The organism is Pseudoalteromonas sp. CR1 (genome assembly GCF_019392235.1).
GTDB lineage: Bacteria > Pseudomonadota > Gammaproteobacteria > Enterobacterales > Alteromonadaceae > Pseudoalteromonas.
Genome location: NZ_JAHXRM010000363.1, coordinates 1 through 260, shown reverse-complemented (window position 1 = coordinate 260; position 260 = coordinate 1). Strand labels below are relative to the sequence as shown.

Sequence of the window (260 nt, the reverse complement as noted above, 5' to 3'; positions counted from 1 at the left end):
CACCGGCCGGTGGCAGGCACAGCGGCTCGCTCAGTTGCAGGCCGAGCCTCTGTGCCGAATGTGCCTCGCAGAGGATAGCGTGACTGCGGCCACGGTCTGCGACCACATCGAGCCGCACCGCGGCGATGTCGGGCGCTTCTGGGCAGGCCCCTTCCAGTCCCTGTGCCGCTACCATCACGACGTGACCAAGCAACGTGAAGAACGCGGCTCGGTGGGTGGGGGTAGGGGGGTCTAAAAGTCAGAGCGTTTCGGCTGTCGAC

At 66.5% G+C, this 260-nt stretch carries 1 protein-coding gene; it reads left to right on the top strand.

Translation table 11 applies throughout. From position 1 onward, the window contains the following. Window positions 1–235 (top strand): HNH endonuclease (locus tag KZZ04_RS19720; RefSeq protein ID WP_368735907.1); only part of this gene is annotated, 235 nt, incomplete at its 5' end. Between the last annotated feature and the right edge of the window lie 25 nt (window positions 236–260).